This window comes from Streptomyces sp. NPDC093598 (genome assembly GCF_044764825.1).
Lineage (GTDB): Bacteria > Actinomycetota > Actinomycetes > Streptomycetales > Streptomycetaceae > Streptomyces.
On the sequence record NZ_JBIWIV010000006.1, the window covers coordinates 261,292 to 278,446 of the forward strand.

16 protein-coding genes are annotated in these 17,155 nt (G+C 72.3%); 10 read left to right on the forward strand and 6 right to left on the reverse strand.

The annotated features are described in order from the left end of the window. Positions 1-105: 105 nt before the first annotated feature. The gene (locus ACIRDU_RS21230; RefSeq protein WP_403581635.1) at positions 106-438 is read right to left on the reverse strand and encodes a hypothetical protein; all 333 of its coding nucleotides are present in this window, start codon (positions 436-438) and stop codon (positions 106-108) included. 199 nt (positions 439-637) lie between these two features. After that, a complete protein-coding gene (locus ACIRDU_RS21235) occupies positions 638-1,654 on the reverse strand; it encodes a DNA-directed RNA polymerase subunit alpha (RefSeq protein ID WP_403581636.1) in 1,017 nt (338 codons plus the stop codon). 376 nt (positions 1,655-2,030) lie between these two features. Here ACIRDU_RS21235 and ACIRDU_RS21240 point away from each other — a divergent pair, with 376 nt between their 5' ends. The 4 genes from ACIRDU_RS21240 (at position 2,031) to ACIRDU_RS21255 (ending at position 4,987) form a co-directional block, all read left to right on the forward strand. Continuing rightward, positions 2,031-2,516, forward strand: coding sequence for a hypothetical protein (locus ACIRDU_RS21240; protein ID WP_403581637.1), 486 nt, complete (start codon positions 2,031-2,033; stop codon positions 2,514-2,516). Between the two features lie 314 nt (positions 2,517-2,830). Continuing rightward, the gene (locus tag ACIRDU_RS21245; RefSeq protein WP_403581639.1) at positions 2,831-3,631 is read left to right on the forward strand and encodes an SAM-dependent methyltransferase; all 801 of its coding nucleotides are present in this window, start codon (positions 2,831-2,833) and stop codon (positions 3,629-3,631) included. 151 nt (positions 3,632-3,782) lie between these two features. Beyond that, the gene (locus ACIRDU_RS21250) at positions 3,783-4,466 is read left to right on the forward strand and encodes a hypothetical protein (protein ID WP_403581641.1); all 684 of its coding nucleotides are present in this window, start codon (positions 3,783-3,785) and stop codon (positions 4,464-4,466) included. A gap of 44 nt (positions 4,467-4,510) precedes the next feature. Further along, positions 4,511-4,987: a MarR family winged helix-turn-helix transcriptional regulator gene (locus tag ACIRDU_RS21255; protein WP_403581642.1), complete on the forward strand. Its 477-nt coding sequence runs from the start codon at positions 4,511-4,513 to the stop codon at positions 4,985-4,987. Between the two features lie 6 nt (positions 4,988-4,993). Here the strand turns inward: ACIRDU_RS21255 and ACIRDU_RS21260 are convergent, their stop codons facing one another. Next, complete coding sequence (locus ACIRDU_RS21260) at positions 4,994-6,172, reverse strand: MFS transporter (protein ID WP_403581643.1); 1,179 nt, start codon at positions 6,170-6,172, stop codon at positions 4,994-4,996. A 76-nt stretch (positions 6,173-6,248) separates the two neighbouring features. On the opposite strand from ACIRDU_RS21260, the gene ACIRDU_RS21265 reads away from it, so the two are divergent. The 3 genes from ACIRDU_RS21265 (at position 6,249) to ACIRDU_RS21275 (ending at position 8,709) form a co-directional block, all read left to right on the forward strand. Then, complete coding sequence (locus ACIRDU_RS21265; protein ID WP_403581645.1) at positions 6,249-7,241, forward strand: ArsR/SmtB family transcription factor; 993 nt, start codon at positions 6,249-6,251, stop codon at positions 7,239-7,241. Positions 7,242-7,250: 9 nt separating this feature from the next. Continuing rightward, entirely contained in the window at positions 7,251-7,754 is a 504-nt protein-coding gene (locus tag ACIRDU_RS21270; protein ID WP_403581647.1) for a glutathione peroxidase, read from the forward strand. A gap of 76 nt (positions 7,755-7,830) precedes the next feature. Then, positions 7,831-8,709: a MerR family transcriptional regulator gene (locus ACIRDU_RS21275; RefSeq protein ID WP_403581649.1), complete on the forward strand. Its 879-nt coding sequence runs from the start codon at positions 7,831-7,833 to the stop codon at positions 8,707-8,709. A gap of 108 nt (positions 8,710-8,817) precedes the next feature. Here ACIRDU_RS21275 and ACIRDU_RS21280 read toward each other — a convergent pair whose 3' ends face one another. The 3 genes from ACIRDU_RS21280 to ACIRDU_RS21290 all read right to left on the reverse strand — a co-directional run bounded on the left by ACIRDU_RS21280 (position 8,818) and on the right by ACIRDU_RS21290 (position 11,073). Beyond that, the gene (locus tag ACIRDU_RS21280) at positions 8,818-9,009 is read right to left on the reverse strand and encodes a DUF397 domain-containing protein (RefSeq protein WP_102912542.1); all 192 of its coding nucleotides are present in this window, start codon (positions 9,007-9,009) and stop codon (positions 8,818-8,820) included. Between the two features lie 197 nt (positions 9,010-9,206). Continuing rightward, positions 9,207-10,064, reverse strand: a complete 858-nt coding sequence (locus ACIRDU_RS21285) for a helix-turn-helix transcriptional regulator (protein WP_283972006.1) — start codon at positions 10,062-10,064, stop codon at positions 9,207-9,209. A gap of 253 nt (positions 10,065-10,317) precedes the next feature. After that, a complete protein-coding gene (locus ACIRDU_RS21290) occupies positions 10,318-11,073 on the reverse strand; it encodes a GPP34 family phosphoprotein (RefSeq protein WP_403581652.1) in 756 nt (251 codons plus the stop codon). A gap of 235 nt (positions 11,074-11,308) precedes the next feature. Between ACIRDU_RS21290 and ACIRDU_RS21295 the strand changes: the two genes are divergently transcribed. From ACIRDU_RS21295 to ACIRDU_RS21305, 3 genes are all read left to right on the forward strand, one after another. Further along, positions 11,309-13,828, forward strand: a complete 2,520-nt coding sequence (locus ACIRDU_RS21295; protein WP_403581654.1) for a D-alanyl-D-alanine carboxypeptidase — start codon at positions 11,309-11,311, stop codon at positions 13,826-13,828. 163 nt (positions 13,829-13,991) lie between these two features. Then, positions 13,992-15,887, forward strand: a complete 1,896-nt coding sequence (locus tag ACIRDU_RS21300; RefSeq protein ID WP_403581655.1) for an MFS transporter — start codon at positions 13,992-13,994, stop codon at positions 15,885-15,887. Positions 15,888-15,982: 95 nt separating this feature from the next. Then, complete coding sequence (locus tag ACIRDU_RS21305; RefSeq protein ID WP_403581657.1) at positions 15,983-17,098, forward strand: ADP-ribosylglycohydrolase family protein; 1,116 nt, start codon at positions 15,983-15,985, stop codon at positions 17,096-17,098. Positions 17,099-17,155: the final 57 nt, after the last annotated feature.

A 17,155-nucleotide genomic window follows, 5' to 3' on the forward strand; every position in this document is an offset into this window, starting at 1 on the left:
AGTTCGCCGGCCGGCGCGTCCAGCCGGTTCGCGCCTTGATCGGGCTCCAGCAGCGCCGCCCGCTCCACCTGGGGCGGGGCGTCGCGGTGCTCTCCCCGACGGGCGTCACGCCGCCGCGTCGTACGCGGCCCGCGTTTGGACGCCGCCGCCGGTCCGCGGCCGCGGGGCGCGCTCCGCGAACACGGACAGACGCAGCACGAGATAGCGGCCGATCCCGACGAGCGCGGTGGCCGACGGGTACACCGTCTGCTGCGTGAGGAGTCCGGCGCCGGGGCGGAGCACGGCCAGCGCGCCGACCGCGGCAGTGGTGACCAGCCAGCCGACGGCCATGGTGGCCGCACTCTTCAGGTGGCCTGTCAGGCCGGGCCGTCCGTGGCCGAACGAGACGCGGGCATGCGGCTCGGTGGCGGTCACGGTGGTCAGCACGTTCGCCGCCATCCATGGGATCCACTGCGAAAGCAGCACCAGGACCGCGGGGTCGTCGTCGTCATGCCGCAGAGCGTGGCCGACCCGCGTTCATCGCCGTTTCAGAGGGGTTTGAGGGGTGCCGGCGGCGCCCGTTCGCCGCCGGGCATGGCACAGCCCCCTCGGACATCCTTCCGAGGGGGCTGTCGGTCACCGGGCGCGTGCGCAGGGGTCAGTACTGCTCGGTCTCCACGAAACCCGCATCCCCGTTGTCGTCCGCGTCGAAGGCGGCGGCGGTCGGGTCGAATCCGGGCGGGCTGTCCTTCAGGCCCAGACCCATGCCGGCCAGCTTCGCCTTGACCTCGTCGATCGACTTCGCACCGAAGTTGCGGATGTCGAGCAGATCCGCCTCGGAGCGTGCCAGGAGCTCACCCACCGAGTGGACGCCCTCACGCTTGAGGCAGTTGTAGGAGCGGACCGTGAGCTCCAGCTCCTCGATCGGCAGCGCCAGATCGGCGGCGAGGGCGGCATCCGTCGGGGACGGGCCCATGTCGATGCCCTCGGCGTCGATGTTGAGCTCGCGGGCCAGACCGAACAGCTCGACCAGGGTCTTACCGGCGGACGCCATGGCGTCACGCGGGCGCATGGCCTGCTTGGTCTCGACATCGACGATCAGCTTGTCGAAGTCGGTGCGCTGCTCGACACGCGTGGCCTCGACCTTGTACGTGACCTTCAGCACCGGCGAGTAGATCGAGTCGACCGGGATCCGGCCGATCTCCTGGCCGACCTGCTTGTTCTGCACGGCGGAGACGTAACCGCGGCCACGCTCGACCGTCAGCTCCATCTCCAGCTTGCCCTTGCCGTTGAGCGTGGCGAGGACCAGGTCGGGGTTGTGCACCTCGACACCGGCCGGGGGCGCGATGTCGGCGGCGGTGACCAGACCCGGACCCTGCTTGCGCAGGTACATCACGACCGGCTCGTCCTGCTCCGAGGAGACGACCAGCTGCTTGATGTTGAGGATCAGGTCGGTGACGTCCTCCTTGACGCCCGGCACGGTGGTGAACTCGTGCAGCACGCCGTCGATACGGACGCTGGTGACAGCCGCTCCGGGAATCGAGGAGAGGAGCGTACGACGTAGGGAGTTGCCGAGGGTGTAGCCGAAGCCCGGCTCCAGCGGCTCGATCACGAACCGGGAGCGGAACTCGTCGACGACCTCTTCGGTCAGGGACGGACGCTGAGCGATCAGCACGAGGTATTGCCTCCAGTGTGTGGCGCCCGCTATGTGACGCCGTAGACACCAAGAAGGGTACGGGCGGGGCGGCCTCCCGCGGGACCGACCCGCCCGACCCCGCCCAGGCACCGCCTCGGCCCGCCGCCTCTTCAGCAGTGATCCGCTGATGGGACAGCCTTGGTCACGCGTGCTGCAGCAGCCGAGCGGACGCGCTGTGCGGTCGGCCGCGGACGGGACGTTCACCGGCTTGAGGCACGCCTCGCCGCCCGGTTTCGAAGGACAGCAACGTGCTTGTTCGCCTCGGTCTCGGGCGGCGTGAAACGCAGGTAGTCGATCTGCTCGCATGAGTACGCGTGCTCATGACGATCCCGCGCCGCCCCTCGATCCTGGACGTATGACGAATCGGGGAATGATGGCGGCCGGGGCCGCGCTCGTCGGTGGTGTTCCCGTGGCCGCTTGGGGACTGATGGGGCAGCAGAACCACGACGGGCTGCCGGCCAGTGAGCTCGACTACGCGTTCCAGCCGTGGGACATCGGGGACGGCGTGGCCGCGGTCGCCGGGGGACTCGCGCTGGTGCTGGCGGCAGCCGGTGCGGCGGTGCTCGTGCGGGGCTCGCTGCGCGGGGCGATGGACCAGCGGTGGTGGGGGGTGCTCGGGCCGCTGGTGGCGCTCGGGCTCATGGCCGGTGTCGGATGGCGGATTCTGACCGCGGGGGGCGTCGGAGCCAACATCGGAGCCGGGCTGCTGGTCATCTTCGGTACGCCGATCGCCGCCGGGCTGCTGCTGTGGTCACTGGCGTGGGCGTTCTGGCTGGTCACCCAGCGCCATGGGCACGAGGGAGGCTCAGACGTGGGCGGTTTCGCCTCCCGCGGGGTCTAGGGGGTGTCCGCAAAGTCCCGCCTGCCCCGCGACGCCCGGCACGCACTCTCGCCGCACCGGGCGAACACCCGAGTACAACCAGTACGCGGGTGCCCGCCCGGCACGCCGCGAGCACGCACCGAACGCCGCGGGGCCCGCCCTCCGGGCGAACGACGCGACTTTGCGGACACCCCCTAGCGCCGAGCCTCCACGGCCCCGTGGCCGAAACCCCACGGCAGGTCGGCCGCGGGAGAGACAACGCCCGTACGCCGACGACGAGTTCGCCTAGGTTGGTGGGCCGGTCCCCCTTTTCCCGCCCCCCAGGAGGCCCTGCCGTGTCCGATGACAGGCCGCGCGACCGTATCGACACCTCCAAGCCGCACTCGGCCCGCTTCTGGAACTACTTCGTCGGCGGCAAGGACAACTACGAGGTCGACCGCGAGATCGGCGACCAGATCAAGTCGATCTTCCCGGGGCTCGTCGACGTGGCGGTCACGAGCCGCCGGTTCCTGGGGCGGGCCGTCGAGTACCTGGCCGGTGAGCAGGGTGTGCGGCAGTTCCTGGACGTCGGCACCGGACTGCCCACCGCCGACAACACGCACGAAGTCGCCCAGCGCGTCGCCCCCGACGCCCGGATCGTCTACGTCGACAACGACCCCATCGTGCTGGCGCACGCCAACGCCCTGCTCACCAGCACGCCCGAGGGAAGGACCGCGTATCTGGACGCGGACCTGTACGACCCCGAGGCGGTCCTGGAGGCCGCCGCCGGCACGCTCGACCTCTCCCGGCCGGTCGGCCTGATGATCCTCAACACCCTCGGTCACGTCGCCGACCACGAGCGGGCGCGCGAGCTGGTGCGGCGGCTCATGGCCGGGTTGCCGGCCGGCAGCCACCTGGTGATCAGCGACAGCACCGCGACCAGCGAGGGCATGATCGCCGCGTCGGAGGCGTACAACGCGAGTGGGGCGGTGCCGTATCACGTCCGTGGGGTTGCCGAGATCGCCGCGTTCTTCGACGGGCTGGAGCTGGTGGAGCCCGGCGTGGTGAGGGTTCCCGAGTGGCGACCGGAGGCTTCCGGCGACGCCGGTTCCGGTGCCGCCGTGGACGCGTACTGCGGTGTGGGGCGCAAGCCGTAGGCACGTGGGCGCGGTGCCGCGTCGTGGGGGCTTGCCGCACAGTTCCCCGCGCTCCCGAGACGGCACCCCGGCCGGCCCCCTCTGTCACCCGTTGTCACCCGTCCGGGCCGGTCATCTCAGCCCTCCACCTCGCTCACGCGATAATCAGGGCATGCCCGCCCCTCCCCCCGTCCCCGAGCCCGCCGGCCGGCTTCTCGGTGATCTGCTGGCGGTGGGTGAGGCCTACTCCCTCGTCCTCGCCGGCGGGTACGCCGTGCTGGCGCACGGGCTCGTGGAGCGGGCCGGGCAGGACGTGGACGTGGCCACCGAGCACCCGGCCGCGATGGACGCCGTCGCCGCCACCGTCCGGGCCGGGCTGGTGGGTCGCGGCTGGCTCGTGCAGACCCTGGAGACCGAGCCGCTGTCCGCCCAGTTCCTCGTGACCGACGCGGCGAGCGGCGCGGAGTGCCAGGTCGGTGTCCACAAGGAGATGCTGTGGCGTCCGCCCGTGGAGACGGAGCTCGGGCCGGCGCTCTCCCTCGACGACCTGGTCGGCACCCGGGTGCGGGACCTGGCCGACCGCGGGCTCGCACGCGACCTGGTCGACGTGCACGCCGCCTCGGCCCGCTGGAGCCACCCCGAACTCGAGGAACTCGGCCGCCGCCACGCCCCCGACACCTTCGACCTCACCGACCTCCAGGCCCGGCTGACCGGCACGGACTGGCTCGACGACAGGGCGTTCACCGTCCACGGCCTCGACGCCGCGTCCGTCCCCGGACTGCGCCGCTGGGCCCAGGAGTGGGCCGACGACATCGCGGAACGCCTCATCGAGGGCGAGGCCCCGGACGAGGAGTGACCGCACCCGCCGCACATGGACTGACCGGTCGGTACCCTGAGCCGATGGGGAACGGGGCAGCCGGGCAGGTGGGGGTCGTCGCCGCGCTGGTGCGCGCGGCGTTCCTGGTCGACGGTGTGTACGCGGAGGCCGGCCGGGTGTACGGACTGACGCCGCAGCAGGGGCAGTTGCTGTGCGTGCTGATGCCCCAGCCCTACGGGATGAGCGAACTCGGCGAGACGCTCGGGCTGGCGAAGTCGAGCCTGACCGGGCTGGTGGACCGGACGGTCCGGCGAGGACTGGTACGGCGGGAGGCCGACCCGCGCGACGGTCGGGCCGTGCGGGTGGGGCTGACGGACGAAGGGGCCGCGCTCGCCCGGAAGTTCTACGCCGAGACCTGCCGCCGGATGGAGGCCCTGCCGTCCGGACTGAGCGGCGCCGAGCGGGACCGGCTGGCCGTACTGCTGTCACGGGTGGTGGCGGACAACGAGGTGCCCGAGGTGTTCGTGGAGGCCGGGAGCGTCTCCGGCCCGCCGTCCTGAGCCCCCTCAGCAGCTCACCGTCCTGAGTTCCTCCCGCTTCGCCGCGCCCCTCAGCAGCAATGTCACTCCCGCCGACGCCACGGCCATCGCCGTCATCGCCACGGCCGGGGACGTCAGTTGGGCCACCGATCCCGCCAGTGCCGCCGCCACCCCCTGCATCGTGAGCATCCCCGCCGAGTGCAGTCCCAGGGCATGACCCGTGAGGCCGTCAGGGGTCAGGGCCACCAGGCGTTCCTGCTGCACGAGGCTCGCGCCGAACCCCACGGAGGCCAGCGTGACCGCGGCCGCCGCGAGCGGAAGCGCCGGGTGCAGGAGGAACGGTACGTACGGCACGGCCAGGAGCAGCAGGAGCGGGAAGCCCAGGCGGGGGCGCAGGCCCGGTGGGAGCACGCGGCCGACCAGCACGTCCCCGGCCAGCATGCCCAGTGCGGCGCAGGCGAAGAGGGTGCCGGCGGATCCGGGGGCGTAGGAGACGTAGAGGGATTCGCAGCCGACGACCAGGCCGTTGGGGATCCACAGCGCCAGATAGACCTGGCGGCGGGGCGGGGAGGACCAGAGCAGCGCGTTGGCGCGCCAGGTCGCCGACACCGAGGGGCGGCCCGTCGTACGGGGCGGGCGGCGGGTCAGTCCGAGCCGGACGACCACGGCCGCCGTGACGTACAGGGCGGCCGCCGCCAGCAGGGACAGCCGGGGGGACAGCAGGGCCACGAGCGCGCCGCCGGTCGCGTAGCCGGTGATCTGCATGAGGCCGCTCATCATGTTGAACGCCGAGCGGCCGAGCAGATAGCCGTCCTTGGAGAGGATCTCGTTCAGCAGGCCCCAGCGCACTCCCCCGCCCACCGACTCCACCAGGCCCTTGACGAGGACGAGCGCGAAGAGCCCCGAGACGGGCAGGCCTGGCAGGGCCAGGGCGGCGGTGGCCGCCGCGAACAGCAGGGGCAGGGCCGTCAGGGCCGCGCGCGGGGGCAGCCGGTCGGCCGCGGAGAGCAGGAAGGTCGCGCCCAGCACCTGCACCAGCGACGAGCCGAACATGCTCACCGCGGACAGCAGCGGTGACCCGGTCGCCCGGTACACCAGGGTGCCCAGGGCCAGTCCGCCCATGGTCTGGGCGACGGTCTGCGCCGACGCGGCCACGAAGAACGGGGTGAACTCGGGTGTGCGGAACAGTTCGCGGTAACTGCGCATGGGCGGAGTCTTCGGCGCCCCCGGGCGCGTGGTTATTGTTTCGCGCGGACGCGAAACCTCGCGGAGGGGGTGGCTCATGGGCTGGTGGCAGATCAACGCAGACACCCTGGCCGGGAGCCGGTTCGTGATCTCGCCGTTCGCCGAGGCCTTCGCGAGTCTGCGGCTGCTGCACGCGGCCGAGGCGGCGCATCCCGGCGAGCGGCGGTGGCTCGACGCCCATCTGCCGGCCTACCGGCGGCGGCTGGCGCGGGACCCGGTGACCGCGCGACTGATCAGCGCCGGGATCGGGCGGGAGTGGACGGCCGACTTCCTCACCCCCAGCCCGCGCGACGGGGAGACCTTCGAGCAGGGGGTCGCACGGGTGCGGGCGGCCGACCCGGACGCGGCCCGCGCCGACCTCACCGTCTCGCTGCGCGGCCCGGTCCCGGCCCCGCTGCACCGGGACGACCTGCCGGAGCGCGCCGCGGACCTTCTCACGTACGTCTGGACGACGGCGGTACGGCCGTACTGGCCCCAGCGCCGGCGCGTCCTCGAAGCGGATGTGGTCGCGCGGACCGCGCAGGTCAGCAGGGGCGGCTGGGCGTCCGCGCTGGACACACTGCGGCCGGGGACGCAGTGGCTCGGGGAGAACCGGCTCCAGGTCAACGCGCACGAGTACCCGCCGCGCGAGCTGTCCGGCGCCGAGCTGGTGTTCGTGCCCATCACGACGCAGCGCATCGGCTGGGTGGCGTGGGAGGGCACGGACCGGTACGCGCTCGTCTACCCGTGCGCCGGGGCACTGGCCGACCCCGGCGGCAGGCCTGTGCCCGCGAGCCTCGGCGCGCTGCTCGGCACGGCCCGCGCCGGTGTCCTGGTCCGGCTCGGCTCGCCCCTGAGCACCAGCCAGCTGGTCGCCGTGACCGGGCAGGGGCTCGGCTCGGTCGGGCGGCATCTGCGGGTGCTGCTGGACGCCGGTCTGGTGGGGCGGCGGAGGGCGGGCAGGTCGGTGCTGTACTCGCGGACGGCGGCGGGGCAGGTGCTGGTGGAGGCCACCGAGGCCCGGGACCGGCCCGACACCCGGCGGAGCTAGGGTCTGCTCATGACGACTACCAACGGTTCCTCTCCCCTCGACGTCGAGATCGGTGCGCTGCAGGGCGGTTCCGCCGACCTGTCCCAGTACGCGGGCAAGGCGGTGCTCGTGGTGAACGTCGCCTCCAAGTGCGGCCTGACCCCGCAGTACACGGGCCTTGAGAAGCTCCACGAGCAGTACGCCGCGCGCGGCTTCACCGTCCTGGGTGTGCCCTGCAACCAGTTCCTCGGGCAGGAGCCCGGCAGCGCCGACGAGATCGCCGAGTTCTGCTCGGCGACGTACGGCGTGACCTTCCCGATGACCGAGAAGGTCGAGGTCAACGGCGAGGGGCGGCACCCGCTGTACGACCGCCTGACCGGCTTCGCCGACGCCGAGGGGCACAGCGGGGACATCCGTTGGAACTTCGAGAAGTTCCTCGTCGGCCGGGACGGCCAGGTCGTGGCACGCTTCTCGCCGCAGACCGAGCCGGACGCGGCGGAGGTCGTGGCGGCCATCGAGGCCCAGCTGGCCTGAAGGCGGCCGACGGGGCGTTGACCTTGCCCCTGGGACAGGCCCGAGCGTCCTCGTCATCGGGCGGAAGTGCCGCCCGATGACGGAGGATGCCGTGGTGGACGGACCGGACCAGGAGCTGCTCACCATCGGGGCGTTCGCCGCGCGCGCCCGCCTGTCGGCGAAGGCCCTGCGGCTGTACGACCGGCTGGGCCTGCTGGCCCCGGCGCACGTCGACGAGGCCAGCGGCTACCGCTACTACCGCGCCGGCCAGGTCGAACGGGCCCGGCTGGTGGCCATGCTGCGGCAGCTGGACATGCCGCTCGCCCGGATCGCCGAGGTGGTGGCGGCGGGTGACGGGCCCACGGCGGCCGAGTTGCTCGGCACGTACTGGGCGGATGTCGAGGCGCGGGTGGCGGGGCAGCGGACGCTCGCCGCGTACCTCCGTGGACGGCTGTCGGGGAGGAGCTCCGAGATGTACGGGAAGTTCACGGTCGAGACGGTGGAGGTGCCCGCCCAGGTGGTGATCTGCGAGAAGCGGCACACGCTGGCGGACGAGCTGCCGGCGTGGATCGGGGCGGCGCTGGGCCGGCTGGAGGAGGCGGCCGGGGAGTGCGGGGGCGTGGCCGGAGTGCCGTACGTCGCCTATCACGCGGAGGTGTCGATGGAGAGCGACGGCCCGGCGGAGGCGTGCATGCCGGTCGCCGACGAGACGGCGGCCCGGGCTTGGGCGGAGCAGCGAGGCCGGGCGTGGGAGACGGCGGTGCGGGTGGAGCCGGCCCGGCGGCTGGCGTACACCAGGATCACCAAGGCGCAGGTGGCGCACCCGCAGATCCTGGCCGCGTTCGAGGCGGTGGAGGAGTGGATGGCGGCGGAGGGGCTGACGGCGACCGGCCCCTGCCGGGAGCTCTACTTCGCGGACTGGGCGGCGACGGGCCCCGGGGACCCGGTGTGTGACGTGGCGTTCCCCGTGAGCTGATCTCCTTCTCGGGGATCTCCGGGCACAAGCGGAGCCCTCTCGGCAAGGACGGCGATGCTGGTCGAGAGGGCTCTGTCGGTGGTGCTTGTGGTGCTGTCGGTCGCGGGGTCAGGCCTTGACCGAGGCCACGAAGGCGCTCCACGCGTCGGCGGGGAACGCCAGCTTGGGGCCCTCGGGGATCTTGGTGTCCCCGAGCTCCAGGGCCTCGTCGACGGTCGACCTGACCATCACGCAGGCGCCGTTGTTGTTGGTGTAGGAGGACGTCGTCCACGTTTCCGTGGCGCCCAGACGAATTGCCATGTTCGCTCCGTTGCCAGTTGCGTTTACGCCAACCCGTGCTGGTGGTTGGCGTGATCGACGCTACTCGCCAACATCGCCGGTCGGAGCAGTCATTCACTCGACCGGATGGCATATTCCAGGGGAGACTTCCAGTCAGGCGTGTCCGGGGTGTAGCATCCCGCGCTTTTGCCCCCGGCGGGTCCGCGACCGACGTCAGGTCAGCGCGCGTACTCCTTCGCCACGCGCTCGATGAGCTGCCGCGACTGGTCCACGTTCAGCGACTGGGCGCGCAAGTGCTCGTACATCACCGTGTACTTCTGCACGTCGAGCGGCTTCTCCAGATACAGGTCGCTGGTGACGCCCTCGATGTAGACCACGCTCGAGTCGGCCGCGTCGGCGAACTCCAGGATCGAGTACTGGCCGTTGATGCCCGCGTGCGCGCCGACCTCGAACGGCAGGACCTGCACGGTGATGTGGGGCAGCTGCGACATCTCGATGAGGTGCTCCAGCTGCTCGCGCATCACCGGCCGGCTGCCGACGATCCGGTGCAGGGACGCCTCGTCCAGGACCACCCACAGCCGCAGCGGGTCCGTGTCGGCGGTGATACGGCCCTGCCGGCGCAGCCGGACCTCGACGCGCTTGTCGTTGTCCGCCTCCGACGCCTCGGGCGAACCGCCGCGGATGATGGCCTCGGCGTACGCGCGGGTCTGCAACAGGCCGGTGATGATCTGCGGTTCGTACACTCTGAGCGACTCGGCGTCGGTCTCCAGGCCGATGTAGACGCTGTAGGGGATGTCCCCGAAGGCGTGCCACCAGCCCTGCTGCCGGGAGTCCTTGGCCATCTGCATCAGCGAGTCGACGATGCGCTGGTCCTCGACCTCGTAGACCCCGCACAGGTCGCGGACGTCGCGCTGGCTGATGCTGCGCCGTCCGTTCTCCAGCCGGCTGATCTTCGACTGCGACACCAGCAGCCGCTCGGCCACCTCTTCGGCCGTCATGCCCTTGAGCTCACGGAGCCTGCGGAGCTCCTGGCCCAGCCGGCGCCGCCTGACGGTGGGATTGACATTGGACGCCACGGGACGTGCACCTCCGGCTGCGTGCCTCTACTTTGCGTATCTGCTGCTGAGCAGACTGCCACCAAGGTGCTTACTACCGCTGGGAAACGGTGGATATGCGACGGGTACACGCCAGTTCGGGCACGGCACGCCGAGCGGGGCGAAGAGAGTGTGCGCTCTCTCCGCCCCGCTCGGACAGCGGCTCCCGTGACCGGGTTCGTGGGCCGTGCTGCGTGTGCCGGCCGTAGGCCTTGCCGGTGCGGTGCGGCGCGGCTCAGTGGGCCGCGACGCGCGCCATGCTTCCGTGGCGCGGTTGCATCGGAACGCCTCGGGCGGGTTCCGCTGCGGGCCCTGCTCCGCCGGCGGCCTGACGGCCGGACGGTGCCGGGCTGCGGCGCGGCTGGGCCGCGACGCCGTTCTGGACGTCCATCACCGCGTGCGCGACGAGGCCGCCCATGGGGTCGTGCCTGATCAGGTCCCGCAGCCGGGACCGAGAGGAACGCCCCTCGTTGCCCGGGTACAGGTGCTTGCCGAGGCCGACCGCGTGAGCGAGGGCGGCGAGTGCCGCGGTCCGCGGGTCCGGCGGTACGCCGGTGCGGATCGCGGAGTCCAGCCGGGCCCTGATCTCCCGGCTGATCTCGGTGTCCGTCGCCTGGTAGCGAGTCGTCGGCAGCACTCCGCACATCTGGCCGGCCACGGCATGCACCATGCCGCACCGCTCCAGATGCGAGAGGTAGGTCTGGCGCAGCCCGAGACGCGGCCCGCCGATCCAGTGGACGGCACGCACGGGGGCGCCACGCCTTCGCAGCAACTCCAATGCGCAGTCCAGTGTTGGATCTCCAGTCGGCCGTGGTGCCACCACGGCGATACGATCCCCGTCTGGGGCTATCCGTCCGGCCAGCGCCAGCTCCACTAGCTGTGCTCCGGCCAGACCGAGGTCGAGCGACTGCGGCTGTGCGGTGGTACCCGTGGTCGGGTCCAACGCCAGCAGCAGAAGCTCCTCCGGAAGTGTTCTGCGGCTCCTGCCCATCCATGCCTCCCCGCGTGGATGAAAGACAGGGTGACCCCTCTCACATTGGTCTGTCGAGGGTGCGTGACCGGTTCGTAGTGGAACCAGTAGGTATGTCGTTCTCGTCTACCGGATGGGTTTGGCCCGCACACAGGACACTGGTACATGGTTCGGACAGCGCCGGAGCGGTGTCACGGGCGGCGGTTCACGGTTCGGTACGCGTACGCGGGGAGTGCGGCGCGAGGAGGAGGCATCGGTGGCGGGCGAGTCCCCCGACAGGTCGAAGCAGCGCGAGTCGTCGGCACGAAAGACGTCGGGGAGCGCGAGTCCGGTTCCGGAGGCCAGGAGCGAAGCCGCCGACCCGCGGCTCGCGGTGTCCCGGGACCCGGAGAGGTCCTCGGCGCGGGGTGGCGCCGACACGGCGACCCGCGTGCTGTCCACTCGGACGGCAGAGGACTCGAAGAGCACCGAGCCCGCTGCGAGCGACTCGGACACCGAGGACGACGCCGAGCGCTCTGCGAGTGACTCGGGCGCCGAGGACGCGGCGGCTGCCGCCGAGCGCGACGCGGAGGCGGCCGACACCGAGGAGGCCGAGACCGACTCGGGCGCCGAGGACGCGGCGGCTGAGGGCGAGCAGGGTGGTTCCGGCTCCTCCGAGGATTCCGAGGGGCCCGGGGCCGGGGAGTCCGACGCCGAGGGCAGTGACGGGCGGCTGCGGGACGCCGTGGCCGCCTGGGTCGCGTCGGCGGACGGGGGCGAGGAGCCTGCCGCTGCCGAGGCGGACGGCAAGGGCTCCGACGAGGGCCGCGGAGAGGCCGCCGAGCGTACGGACGAGCCCACCGACGAGCCCACCAAGGGCGACAGCGACGACGACACCGACGGCGGCGGCCCCGACGGCCAGGAGGCCGGTACGGACGCCGAGGACGAGCCTGCCGGGAGCGACACGGACGGCACGGGCCCCCGTGAGGCCGAGCGTGACGAGGCGGCTCAGGACGCCGTGGGCGAGGCCGACGAGCCCGAGGCGGACCGTTCCGCCACGGCCGACGAGCAGACCGGTGACGAGGCCTCCGAGCCCGCGGACCCGCGGGTCTCCGGCGATGCCGAGGCCGCGCCGAAGGCCTCCGACGCCAAGGACGCGCCCAAGGCCGCCGTCGTCGACGACGCCGCCGAGGACGACGCCGCCGAGGACAAGGCCCGGACCGACGGCACCCCCGAGTCGGACGACGACACCGACGGCGCCCCCGCCGAACCGCCCGTCGACCAGCCCACCGCCGTCTTCAAGGCCGTGCGGCCGCCGGTCGATCAGCCCACCACCATGCTGAAGCTCGGGGGCGGGACCAAGGACGCTCCCGAGAAGGACGCCGAGCGGACCAGCAAGTTCGTCGCGCTCAAGCCCCTGGACGACCCGGCGGCCAAGAAGCCGGCCCCGCCGGCCGAGGCCACCGCGCCCGTCCCCACCGTCGGCCCCGAGCGGACCACGCAGCAGCCGCTGCCGCCGAAGCCGCCGCTGGATCTGCTGGCCGAGCTGACGAACACTCCGCCGCCCCCGGACACCCCGCTGCGGACGGCCGCCCGCAGGGTGAAGATCTGGACGCCGCTGGTGCTGCTGCTGGTGGTCGTCTTCGCGGTCGTACAGAGCGTGCGCCCGCTGCCCGCACCCACCCTCGAACTCACCGCCGAGGACAGCTACACCTTCGAGGGGGGCAAGGTCGACATCCCCTGGCCCACCAAGGGCCAGGCCGCGCTGGACGTCCAGGGGATCGGCACGTTCGGGTCCTCCGGCGAGCAGAAGCCCGTCCCGATCGCGAGTGTCGCCAAGGTCATGACCGCCTACGTCATCCTGCGCGATCACCCGCTCAAGAGCGGCGAGGACGGCCCGAAGATCCCGATCGACCAGGCCGCGCAGGACCAGTCGGACGCCGGCCAGGAGTCCACCGTCGACGTCACCAAGGGCGACAAGATCACCGAGCGGGAGGCTCTGGAGAGCATCCTGATCGCGTCCGCGAACAACGTGGCGCGGCTGCTGGCCCGCTGGGACGCGGGGTCCGAGAAGGCGTTCGTGGAGAAGATGAACGCCGCCGCCAAGGACCTCGGCATGAAGAACACGACGTACACCGACCCGTCGGGCCTGAACAACACCACCGTCTCCACGGCCGTGGACCAGGTGAAGCTCGCCAAGGCCGCCATGCAGCAGCCCGTCTTCCGCGAGGTCGCGACGATGATGTCGTACGTCGACTACAAGGGGACCAAGCACGACAACTGGAACCGCCTGGTCGGCTACAACAACGTCACCGGCATCAAGACCGGCACCACCACCTCGGCGCTCGGCAACCTCGTCTTCGCGGCCAAGAAGGACGTGAACGGCGAGACCCGCCGGATCATCGGCGCGGTCGTGCGCCAGCCCGCCGGCGGCCCGGACAACACGATCCTGGGCGCCGCGCTCCACGAGGGCGACAAGCTGATCCGGGCCGCGCAGGGGGCGCTGGAGTCGGCGACGATCCTGAAGAAGGGCGACATCGTCGGATACGCCGACGACGGTCTCGGCGGCCGTACGCCGGTCGCCGTCACCGAGGACGTCACGGCCGTCGGCTGGGCGGGCCTGTCCGTCAAGCTCACGTTCGCCGCGGACGACCTGCCGCACACGGCCGAGGCCGGCAAGAAGGTGGGCACGCTCACCGTCGGCGACGGCACCACCAGCGCCGTGAAGGTCCCGGTCGCCCTCCAGAAGGACCTGGTGGAGCCGGGCTTCGCGGCCAAGCTCACGCGACTCGGCTGACCCGGGGAGCGAGCCCGCACCACCGCACCCCGCCGGTAACGGCCCGTCCGGGCGCCGCCCGGCGGGGTGCGTGCTAGCGTCCCGAATCGGGACAGGTCGCCGTTCGCGGCGGCGCGGCGGCGGAAGCCGAGAACAGAAGACGGGACACGGGGAGTGCCTTCGAGTGGCCACTGCGGAGCCGACACGCGCAGACGACGCCGATCCGGGCTCGGTATCAGGCCCGCGAATACGGCTGCCCGAAGCGCCGCAAGCCGGCGCGCCTGAGGACAGCGCGCCTGAGGACAGCGCGTCCGGGGACGGCGCGTCCCGGGACAGCGGGGCGCGGTTCGAGTGGCCGGCCCCGGTACTGGCGCTGCGTGAGCGCATGCTGCGGCACCCTGTGCTGTCCATCACGGGCCTCGCCGCGGCGCTGCACATCCTCTGGTTCTTCACGTTCGCGAACAGCGGTGGCGATCTGGCCGCGCAGGACGCGTGGGCCGAGTTCGTCGGCCGGCACCCGGACTCGGCGTACAACCTCGCCTGGTACGGCGGGATGCACCCGGTGTCGTACAGCATGGTGTCGCCGTATCTGATGTCCGTGCTGGGCGTGCGGACGACGATGATGATCGCGGGGACGGTCTCGGCCGGGCTGCTGACCCTGCTCCTGCTGCGCAGCCGCTCCGTCCGCAATCCGCTGTGGGCGTCGCTGGCGGGCGTGTTCGGGCTGTTCTGCAACGCGGTGTCCGGGCGGGTGACGTTCGGGCTGGGCATGATGTTCGCGCTCGGCGCGGTCGCCGTCGTGTTCTGCTGGCCGTACCGGTGGCGGTACAAGCGCTGGGCGAAGGCCCTGTGCGCGGCGCCGCTGGCCGCGCTGGCCACCATGTCGTCGCCGGTCGCGGGCCTGTTCGTGGGTCTGGTGGCGGTGGCGCTGTTCCTTCAGAAGCGGCGGCCGGGCGCGTGGGCGCTGGGCCTGGCGCCGACCGCGGTGGTGGCGGTGTCGGCGTGGCTGTTCCCGTTCTCGGGCACGCAGCCGATGATGATCGGCTCGGTGCTGCTGCCGCTCGCGTTCTCGGTCCTCGCCTACGTGCTGGTGCCGCAGGAGTGGAAGACGGTCCGGCTGACGGCCGCCGTGTACGGCCTGGGGGTCGTGCTGGTGTGGCTGATCAGCTCCCAGATCGGTTCGAACATCACACGGCTGGCGATGCTGTTCGCCGGGGTCGCGCTGGTCGCCGCGCTGCCGTTCACGGTGCCGCGCAGCCGCAAGTGGTACGCGGCCGTCGTGGCGCTCTGCGGTTTCGGCGTGTGGATCGGCTTCAAGACGGTCGACGACATCGTGCACACGGCCCCGGCGGCGTCCTGGTCGCGCGAGCTCGCGCCGCTCGTCAACGAGTTGCAGCAGGTCGGCGCCGAGAAGGGCCGGGTCGAGGTCGTGCCCGCCCGCTCCCACCGCGAGGCCTCCGCGCTCGCCCCGTATGTCAACCTGGCCCGCGGCTGGAACCGCCAGGCCGACATGGAGCGCAACCCCCTCTTCTACGACGACACGCTCAACTCGGCGAACTACCACGAGTGGCTGAAGCGCTGGGCCGTGCACTACGTCGTGCTGCCGAAGGGCGAGCCGGACGGTGACGGGGGGCAGCGGGAGCGGGCGCTGGTGCGGCGCGGGCTGCCGTATCTGACCCAGATCTGGGGCGACGCCAACTGGCAGCTGTTCCGGGTGAGCGCCCCGACCCCGCTGGCCGAGCCGAACGCCGTGGTCGACCGGGCCGAGCAGGGCGAGATGATCCTCCAGGTGAAGAAGGCGGGCCGGATCCTGGTCCGCATCCCGTACTCGCCGTGGCTGAGCATCGTCGACGCGGAGGGCAAGAGCCTGAAGCCGCCGCAGGAGACGGAGGAGTCCAGGAACCGTCCCGAGGGCGAGCCGAAGACGTACGTGAACGTCAACGGCTGCCTGGCGGAGACGGAGGAGGACGCACAGGGCGACAAGTGGACGGAGTTGCTGGCCCCGAAGGCCGGGACGTACCGTCTGGCGGCGCCGTACCAGCTCCCCCGGGGCACGCCGTGCCCGGAGGAGCTGCGCTGACCGGCCCGCCTCGTTGCACCCCCTGAACCCGCCGTTCCCGTTCGATTACAGTGCTGAGCTGTCGTACGTATGGACGGTGCCCTGGGGAGGTCTAGGTGGGTGCGACTGCCGGCGCCGTCTGGGGCCGTACGGAGCAGCAGGACTTCCGCAGCCGGGTGCGGGGGACCATCCTCGGCGTGGCCGTGGGGGACGCGCTGGGGACGCCGGTCGACGGGCTGACCCTCGAGGGGATCCGGGAGGCGCACGGGGCGGAGGGCCTGGTGGACCTGGCCCCCGCCTACGGCAGACGCGGCGCCGTCACGCACCTCACCCAGCTCACCCTGTTCTCCGTCGACGGGCTGATCCGGGCCCAGGTCAGGCGGGACACCGGTGCCTGGCATCCGCCGACCGATCTGCACCGGGCGTATCTGCGCTGGGCCGCCACGCAGCGCGACTGGGGGCCCGACGAGCGGCGCAAGGAGGACGGGTGGCTGGCGCGGGAGGAGTGGCTGTACGCGCGGCGGGAGCCGAGCCGCGCGCTGCTGCTGGGGCTGGGCGACGAGACCATGGGGACGCCGGAGGCACCCAAGAACCCCGGTGAGGCCGGGCCCGAGGCCGCCGCCCGATCGGCCCCCTTCGGGCTGCTCGTGGGCTGGGAGCCGCAGCTGGTCGCCCAGCTCGCCGTCGAGTGCGCGGCGCAGACCCACGGCCATCCCACGGCCTCTCTCGCGGCGGGCGCGTACGCCGTGATCGTGCATGCGCTGGCGCTGGGCGAGAGCCTCGACGGTGCCGTGCAGCGGGCCTTCGGGCTGCTGGTCGCGCGGCCGGGGCACCAGCCGGTGTCGGACGCGTTGCAGCATGCGCTGGGCGCGGTACGGCAGGGCATGCCCGGCCCGGAGCGCGTGGCCGAGCTGAGCGGTGCGGGTACGGCGGAGGGGCTCGTGGCCGCCGCGGTGTACTGCGCGCTGGTCGCGGCCGATGTCCGGCACGGGCTGTGTCTCGCCGTGAACCACGACGGCGCCTCCGCCGCGACCGGCGCGCTGACCGGCGGCCTGCTCGGCGCCCTGCACGGCGAGACCGCCCTCCCGCCGGCCTGGCTGGCCGAACTGGAGGGCCGCCCCACCATCCTGGAACTGGCCGACGACTTCGCCATGGAAATGACCCAGGGGCCGGCCCTGCACGGCCCAGCAGGCTCCTCCCCCGGCTGGCTCGCCCGCTACCCGAGGGCCTGAGACGGCACGCCGCGGCACGACACGTCGCCGGGCGGCAACCATCGGTCGGGTCGGTCG